The organism is Brevundimonas sp. UBA7534 (genome assembly GCF_002479325.1).
Classification (GTDB): Bacteria; Pseudomonadota; Alphaproteobacteria; order Caulobacterales; family Caulobacteraceae; genus Brevundimonas.
The window spans coordinates 4,085-9,666 of the sequence record NZ_DLMO01000080.1; the positions used below are offsets into that span (position 1 = coordinate 4,085).

The window sequence follows — 5,582 nt, forward strand, 5'->3', positions numbered from 1 at the left end:
ACGCCCGGCTCCAGCGACCGACCGACCAGGCGTCCGCCGCGTCGGCGACGCCGTACAGCCGATGCTCGGCCTGAGCCTCTTCCTCGTCCGACGGCCGGGCGGTCAGGATGCGCAGGTCGGCGTAGAGTTGCTGGCTGTCGGCGTTGAGTATGACCGCCCCTGTCTCGCGCGCCAGCTTCAGCGCCAGGGCGGACTTGCCCGAGGCGGTAGGGCCGGCGATGAGAGTGATTGAAGGCTGTTGCGACAAATCCAGGCTCGCGGGCGGCGTCCGTCGGCGATAGAACGCGCGCCTTCCCATCCGCAAGCCCCCCGGAGGCCGCCTTGGTCGAACGTTCCGCCGTCATCGCCGCCCTGGACGCCGTGATCGACCCCATTTCGGGCCGGGGCCTGGTCGCCGCCGGCCTGGTCCAGGGGCTGGTGGTGGGCGAGGACCGCGCCGGTTTCGCCCTTGAGGTGGAGAGCGCCAAGGCGGCCCTCTATGCACCCGTGCGGGACGCCGCCGAGGCCGCCCTGAAGGCGCTGCCGGGGATGACCCGCGTCTCGGTGATCCTGACGGCCGAGGCTCGGCCGTCCGCTGCCCCGCGCACGGCGGGGCTATCCAGGGCCGCCGTCGATCAGGGCCGGCCCAAGGCGCCGGTCCCGACCGACCGCCCCGCCCATGTCCGCCGCGTCCTGGCGGTGGCCAGCGGCAAGGGCGGGGTGGGCAAGTCCACCGTCGCCGTGAACCTGGCCGCCGCCCTGGCGGCGCGCGGACTGTCGGTCGGCGTACTGGACGCCGACGTCTATGGGCCTTCGCTGCCGACCATGCTGGGGATCTCGGGCCAGCCCGCCTATGAGGACGGCGCCATCGTCCCGCACCGGGCGCACGGGCTCAAGGCCATGTCGGTCGGCCTGCTGACTCGGATGGACGACGCCATGATCTGGCGCGGCCCGATGGCGTCGCAGGCCATCACCCAGATGCTGACCCAGACCCGCTGGGGAACGGAAAGCCGGCCGCTGGATGTTCTCGTGGTCGATCTGCCGCCCGGCACCGGCGACGTGCAACTGACCCTGATCCAGAAGACGCCGCTGGACGGCGCCGTGATCGTCTCCACCCCGCAGGAGGTGGCCCTGGCCGACGCGCGCCGGGCCCACACCCTGTTCCAGAAGGTCGGCGTGCCGACCCTGGGCCTGATCGAGAACATGAGCGGCCCGGTCTTCGGCCGGGGCGGCGCCGAGGCCGAGGCCGCGCGCCTGGGCGTCCCCTTTCTGGGCGACCTGCCGCTGGACGCCGCCGTGCGTCAGGCCGGCGATGCGGGCCGGCCCGTCGTGCTGGCCGACTCGTCGGGAGAGGTCGCCGACCGCTTCGCCGCCGTGGCTCAGCGTTTGGCGGCGGTGCTGGGCCTCTAGACCGGCTCGACCACCACGGCGGTGCCATAGGCCAGAACCTCGGTCACGCCGGGCATGATCTCGGTGGCGTCGTAGCGGACGGCCAGGATGGCGTTGGCGCCGTGGGCCTGGGCGTGCTTGACCAGTTCGTCATAGGCTTCCTGCCGACCGGCCTCGGCCAGTTTGACATAGGCGCCGACCCGCCCGCCCAGCATCGACTGGACCCCGCCGATGGCGTCGGAGATGGCGTTGCGCGAGCGCACCGTGACGCCCCGCACCAGGCCTATGTGGCGGTTGATGCGAAAACCCGGCAGGTCGTTGGTCGTGGTCACATACATGGCGGCTCCTTATCGTCGTTCCAGCACGCGGAAGGTGAAGGCGTGGTCGTCCTTCTCGCCGGCCGGGTGCGCTTCCGACGACACTTCGGTCCAGGCGTCGGCGTCGAACGCCGGAAAGACCGCGTCGCCGTCGGGCGCGGCGTCGACCTCGGTGATGTACAGCCGGCGCGCGCGGGGCAGGGCGGCCTCGAACAGGGCCGTGCCGCCGATGACGCAGATTTCGCCCACGCCGTCCTCCTCGGCCGTCTCGCGCGCGATCTCGATGGCCTCGTCCAGCGTGCCGCAGACCAGCGCGCCCTTGGCCTGGCCTTCCTCATAGGACTGGTCGCGGGTCAGAACCAGGTTCAGCCGGCCGGGCAAGGGGCGCAGCGGCAGGCTTTCCCAGGTCTTGCGGCCCATCAGGCAGGGCTTGCCGATGGTGATGGCCTTGAACCGCTGCAGGTCCGACCGCAGTCGCCACGGTAGGTCGCCGTCGCGGCCGATGACCCCGTTGCGCCCACGCGCCACGACCAGCGAGAGGATCGGAATGCTCATGCCGCGTCGCCTTCCTTGAGGTCCAGCCAGCGCAACCATTTCCGCCGCATCGCCTCTTCCAGATCGACGCCGGCGCGGGCGCAGTAGATCAGCAGCATCCCGAGCACATCGGCCGCCTCGTCGCCCAGGGCGAGGGGGTCGGGCGCGCCGCGCGCCCGTTGCGACAGGCGCAGGTGTTCGGCCGTCAGCTCGCCCAGCTCTTCCTGCAGCTTCAAAAGCGCCCAGTCCCGGTCGCGGTCGATGGCGTGTTCAGCCGCATAGATGTCGGAGATGCGCAGAACATCGGCCTGCAGCGCCTTCATATCCATGACGATTTCAACGATGCTCGACGGTGAGGCCGGGTGCGGAAAGCGCGTCCAGCCGGGCCTTCGCTTCGGTGTCGCCCAGGGCGTAGGCGTCCAGAAAGTCCTCCGTCGCTCGAACCAGAAGATCGAACTGGTCGCCTTCGGCGGTCGCGGGAAACTGGTGGCCGCCGCCTGTGACCACGATCAAGGTCTTGTCGCCCCCAGGCGCGGTGTCGAAGGGCAGGCGGTGATCGCGCCAGTCGTCGGCGTAGCCCGGCACGATGTCCTGATCGCCGGTCACGACCAACAGCGGCGCGGTCAGGGTTCGATAGGTCTCGGGCGTCACCACGACCGGGATGGGGCCGGGCGAGGACAGGGCGATCACGCCTTTCACGGCCGGATCGCCTTGCGGGCCCAGGATGGTGGTCGCCCCGCCTGCGATCAGGGACATCAAAGAGCCGAACGAATGGCCCGCCACGATCATCGGCTCGCCGGCGTGCTCGCGCGCGGCCGTCTCGCGCGTCAAGGCCAGGTCCTCCAAGCGGGTGGTCAGCGCGACTTGGCCGTTGGCGCTCCGATCCGGATGCTGCTGGGAATCGACGTGCAGCGGGGCGATGACGGTGAAGCCGTGCGCGGCCCAGGCCGACAGCAGTCTCTGATAGGCCTCCGGCGCGCCGCCGAAGCCGTGGCTGAACATGACGACGCCACGCTCTTCGGGCGCGGTCCAGATCGACAGGGACACCGCGCGACCGTCCGGCGTCGTCAGGGTCTGGCGGGTCGGCGCGATGACCGTGGCCTCGACGGCGGATGACGAAAAGGCGAGGGCGGGCGCGACCGGCGCCGACAGAAGCGCGAGGCTCGCCAGGACGGCGCGGACGATCATCATGGGCTCCCGAAGGCTCGCGTGGCGGCTCACACTGACACGAGCGCCTTGATGTGCGGCCACGGGGCGTAGTCGCTGAGGGTGAAATCCGACAGCTGATAGGCGAACAGGTCGTCGCGCGGCGCGATCGTCATGGTCGGCAGGGGCAGCGGCTCCCGCGTCAGCTGCAGTTCGGCCTGCTCCAGATGATTCAGATAGAGGTGCGCGTCGCCGAAAGTGTGGACGAATTCGCCTGGCTCCAGTCCGACCACCTGGGCCATCATCATCGTCAGCAGCGCATAGGAGGCGATGTTGAACGGCACGCCGAGGAACAGGTCCGCCGAGCGCTGGTAGAGCTGGCATGAGAGCCGCCCGGGGGCGCCGTCCTGACCGGGGGAGACGTAGAACTGGAACAGCGCGTGGCACGGCGGCAGCGCCATCTCGTCCACCTCGGCGGGGTTCCACGCGGTGACGATGTGCCGGCGCGAGTCGGGGTTCGTCCGGATCTGCTCCACGACCTTGGCGATCTGGTCGATGTGGCCCCCGTCCGGGGTGGGCCATGAGCGCCACTGCACGCCGTAGACGGGGCCGAGCTCGCCGTCCTCGTCCGCCCACTCGTTCCAGATCCGCACGCCGCGCTCCTGGAGCCACCGCACGTTCGAGTCCCCGCGCAGGAACCACAGCAGCTCGAGCGCGACCGACTTGAAGTGCACGCGCTTGGTCGTGATCAGCGGGAAGGACTCGGCCAGGTCGAAGCGCAGTTGGCGGCCGAACACGCTGCGCGTGCCCGTGCCGGTCCGGTCCGTCTTGACGGCCCCGTGGGCCATCACGTCGGCGAGGAGGTCCTCGTAGGGGGTGGGGATGCTCACCCGGCCCACTCTAGCGATCCGAGCAGACGCGCTGAGCGTCGTCGACGGCCCGGCGCAGGCGGGCTCCGGCAGGGCAGGCCCCCGCCCCCGGTCAGCCGTGGAACACCATGTCCTGGTACTCGGGGTAGCGGCGTAGGTAGTCCTCCACGTAGGAGCACTCGGGCACGATCCGGTCACCCTCTGCGCGCAGCCGGTCCAGGACCATGGTCACGAGGGCGCGGGCAAAGCCGCGGCGGCCGAACTGCTCGTCGATGATGGTGTGCTGCAGGCGCAGGACCACGGTGTCCTCGCCGTCCTCGCCGCGCACGGTCTCCTGGTCGTAGCCGAGGAACCCGATGAAAGTCCCGTCCTGGCGCAGCTCGAAGCGCTGACGGTCCGGGTCCCGGGTCACCGTGAGGCGCTCGTGGACAATCTTCTCGGGCTGGCTCTGGGCGGCGGTGTTCTCCATGACCCGAGCCTAGGGCCGGGGGCGGGCCCGCTCAACGGTGGCCCGGTCGTGCGGGCCGAGGCCGGCGCGGGCGGCTCAGTCGTCCCAGGGGTCGTAGACCTCGACGGCCACCACGTCGCCGTCGAGGTCGAGGGCGCGGTGCGCCACGAGCACGGCGCCGGGCCGCAGCCACGGATCCTCGGTCGGCAGGGCCCGCAGCACGCGGTCCGCGTGGCCGGCGGCGGCGTCCTCGACCACCTCGAACAGCGTCGGCAGCACCGGCCGGTGCGTGCACACGACCAGGGGCCGGGAGCGGCCCATGAGCTCGGCCATCACCTTGCGGGTCTTCTTGGGCTTCTCCCGGGCCGTGGTCTCCGTGAAGGCGCCCTTGGTCTTCAGCGGCAGCCTGCTGGACTTCACGAGCGGGGCCAGCGTCTCCACGCAGCGGCGCCACGGGGAGGAGACCAGCCGCTCCGGCCGCCAGGCCGCCACGAGGCCCTCGACGGCGAGCGCCTGCCGCCGGCCCGTCGCCGCCAGCGGACGCTCCTGCTCGGCGCGCGACCACGAGGAGCGGGGCTTGGCCTTGGCGTGGCGCAGCACCAGCAGCGGCACGGTCCGCAGGCGCCCCCGGGAGGCGGCACGCAGCAGCAGGTCGAGCGGTTCGCGATCCGAGTCGTTCGTCAGCAGCCGCCGGGCCTCGTCCGGCCCGACCCAGCGGACCTCGTCCACCTCGTCGCCGTCGGGGCGGGCGCGCTGGCCGTCGACCTCGGCGGCCCAGTACCAGACCTCCTTGCTCCGACGGGCGCCCCGCTTGCCGGGCACCTCGTACTCGGTCACGCACAGCGGGATGCCCGGCCTCAGCTCGAGGCCGACCTCCTCGCGCAGCTCGCGCACCGCCGG

Annotated in this window: 9 protein-coding genes; 1 reads left to right on the forward strand and 8 read right to left on the reverse strand. The window is 71.4% G+C overall.

Going from position 1 to position 5,582, the window contains the following annotated elements; genetic code table 11:
- Window positions 1-247, reverse strand: a 247-nt coding sequence (locus tag B2U11_RS06060) for an isopentenyl transferase family protein (protein ID WP_414632940.1), incomplete at its 3' end; no start/stop codon positions are given.
- A gap of 74 nt (window positions 248-321) precedes the next feature.
- On the opposite strand from B2U11_RS06060, the gene B2U11_RS06065 reads away from it, so the two are divergent.
- Complete coding sequence (locus B2U11_RS06065) at window positions 322-1,389, forward strand: Mrp/NBP35 family ATP-binding protein (protein WP_292070605.1); 1,068 nt, start codon at window positions 322-324, stop codon at window positions 1,387-1,389.
- On the opposite strand, the gene B2U11_RS06070 is transcribed toward B2U11_RS06065, so the two are convergent.
- The 7 genes from B2U11_RS06070 to B2U11_RS06100 all read right to left on the reverse strand — a co-directional run.
- Window positions 1,386-1,706, reverse strand: coding sequence for a YbjQ family protein (locus tag B2U11_RS06070; protein WP_292070606.1), 321 nt, complete (start codon window positions 1,704-1,706; stop codon window positions 1,386-1,388). The two genes, B2U11_RS06065 and B2U11_RS06070, sit on opposite strands and share 4 nt — an antisense overlap.
- Window positions 1,707-1,715: 9 nt before the next feature.
- Entirely contained in the window at window positions 1,716-2,240 is a 525-nt protein-coding gene (locus tag B2U11_RS06075) for a dihydrofolate reductase (protein ID WP_292070607.1), read from the reverse strand.
- Window positions 2,237-2,548 carry a phosphoribosyl-ATP pyrophosphohydrolase gene (locus tag B2U11_RS06080; RefSeq protein WP_292070608.1) on the reverse strand — a complete coding sequence of 104 codons (312 nt, stop codon included), beginning with the start codon at window positions 2,546-2,548 and terminating at the stop codon, window positions 2,237-2,239. The genes B2U11_RS06075 and B2U11_RS06080 overlap by 4 nt, the downstream gene beginning before the upstream one ends.
- A gap of 7 nt (window positions 2,549-2,555) precedes the next feature.
- Window positions 2,556-3,410: an alpha/beta hydrolase family protein gene (locus tag B2U11_RS06085; protein WP_292070609.1), complete on the reverse strand. Its 855-nt coding sequence runs from the start codon at window positions 3,408-3,410 to the stop codon at window positions 2,556-2,558.
- Between the two features lie 26 nt (window positions 3,411-3,436).
- On the reverse strand, window positions 3,437-4,255 hold the full coding sequence (locus B2U11_RS06090; RefSeq protein ID WP_349680714.1) for a thymidylate synthase: 819 nt from the start codon (window positions 4,253-4,255) through the stop codon (window positions 3,437-3,439).
- Between the two features lie 91 nt (window positions 4,256-4,346).
- Complete coding sequence (locus B2U11_RS06095) at window positions 4,347-4,703, reverse strand: GNAT family N-acetyltransferase (protein WP_002854752.1); 357 nt, start codon at window positions 4,701-4,703, stop codon at window positions 4,347-4,349.
- A gap of 75 nt (window positions 4,704-4,778) precedes the next feature.
- Window positions 4,779-5,582, reverse strand: an 804-nt coding sequence (locus B2U11_RS06100; RefSeq protein ID WP_292070611.1) for an NUDIX domain-containing protein, incomplete at its 5' end; no start/stop codon positions are given.

Bases quoted from the DNA above. Each gene is read 5' to 3' on its own strand.
- B2U11_RS06080 (WP_292070608.1), bottom strand. From the start codon at position 2,548: ATGGATATGAAGGCGCTGCAGGCCGATGTTCTGCGCATCTCCGACATC.
- B2U11_RS06070 (WP_292070606.1), bottom strand. From the start codon at position 1,706: ATGTATGTGACCACGACCAACGACCTGCCGGGTTTTCGCATCAACCGC.
- B2U11_RS06085 (WP_292070609.1), bottom strand. From the start codon at position 3,410: ATGATGATCGTCCGCGCCGTCCTGGCGAGCCTCGCGCTTCTGTCGGCG.
- B2U11_RS06075 (WP_292070607.1), bottom strand. From the start codon at position 2,240: ATGAGCATTCCGATCCTCTCGCTGGTCGTGGCGCGTGGGCGCAACGGG.
- B2U11_RS06095 (WP_002854752.1), bottom strand. From the start codon at position 4,703: ATGGAGAACACCGCCGCCCAGAGCCAGCCCGAGAAGATTGTCCACGAG.